This is a genomic window from Rossellomorea sp. SC111 (assembly GCF_024733565.1).
GTDB lineage: Bacteria > Bacillota > Bacilli > Bacillales > Bacillaceae_B > Rossellomorea.
The window spans coordinates 1-1220 of record NZ_JANIOC010000034.1; the positions used below are offsets into that span (position 1 = coordinate 1).

Sequence of the window (1220 nt, forward strand, 5' to 3'; positions counted from 1 at the left end):
AAAATAAATCTAGAATTAACGTTGACGTATTGTCTTGTTTTGTTCAGTTTTCAAGGTTCAATGTGTAAGTGCTCCTCTCGAAGCGACCCTTACTATATTACATGATCGTTAACTTGTAGTCAACAACTTTTTAAAAGAAGTTTTCATGTGTGTGTTGCTTGTTTGCGGCAACAAATAATACTTTACCAGTTAACTTCGTAGAAGTCAACTTCTTTTTAAATGTTTTTTAAAACCATTATTAATGTTTAGTTATTAAACAATTAATCTTGCCTTTGAAAAATAGAGTTATAAAATATCTATACCCCTGTTTAAAGGCGGAAAAACCATATTATCACAAACCTAAATATAATTACAATACCTATTTCGTAATATATTGATTTTGATAGCACAAAGTATCTCGTTTGTTCGGGCTGGAATAAATACAGAAGATAGATAAGGAGATTTGTAAACTTCTAGTTCTGGAGTCAATCAAACGTCATCTTCTCCAGATGAAGGAGATGTATTAAGGGCAAATACTACAGTTTGGTTTCAATTTATTTTCTATTAGTACCACTATATAATTTTAATAGGCACATGAGTAAAATCCGATGATTCTTCCTCAATTAGATGAAGATCAATTATTAGCTGCGACTACTATTTTAGGGCAGAAAGGCTTTCATTAGCAGTAACGGTTTGACCCCCTAATTCCTAACGTTTTCTTCACGGATCCTCCATTTGATCACGTACCTCATCCTCATATTCCCTGATCCACCTTGTCAAAGTAGACCGTGAAATCCCAGCTTTTCGAGAAATAGATGAATAATTCCCACTCTCTAAAGCCATCCGTACATAATTTCTTTTTACTTCTTCTAAGGCTTCAATCTTTTTCGACATGGAACAGCCCTCCATGATTCCTCTATATTTATGGTTCTAGTGTACTGTTTTTGGTACAAAAGTGTCCAAAGGAATTAGGGGGTCGTAAAGTACTCTCGACACTCCTACTTTTAAACAACCAAACAAAAGAAGAATAATCCCAATTGCCTGGCGACATGCTACTCTCACAGGAGGAGCCCCCAACTACCATCGGCACTGAAGGCAGCGGTCGAGAAGAGATCAAAAAATAAACCCTTATGTTCTTCGAACAAAAACAAAACAAAAAAGAGCAACTCACAATGAGCTACTCTTTTCACATTTGCCTGGCGACGTCCTACTCTCACAGGGGGAGATCCCCCAACTACCAT

General features: G+C 36.2%; 2 protein-coding genes. Both read right to left on the reverse strand.

Annotated features, from left to right (window positions below):
* Nucleotides 1-699: 699 nt before the first annotated feature.
* A complete protein-coding gene (locus NQ095_RS22470) occupies nucleotides 700-873 on the reverse strand; it encodes a helix-turn-helix domain-containing protein (protein ID WP_258265552.1) in 174 nt (57 codons plus the stop codon).
* A 164-nt stretch (nucleotides 874-1037) separates the two neighbouring features.
* Nucleotides 1038-1220: hypothetical protein (locus NQ095_RS22475; protein ID WP_258265553.1), on the reverse strand; the 183-nt coding region annotated here is incomplete at its 5' end.

What these genes read in the sequence shown, in the direction of transcription:
- NQ095_RS22470 (WP_258265552.1), bottom strand. Translation starts at nt 873, where the DNA reads ATGTCGAAAAAGATTGAAGCCTTAGAAGAAGTAAAAAGAAATTATGTA.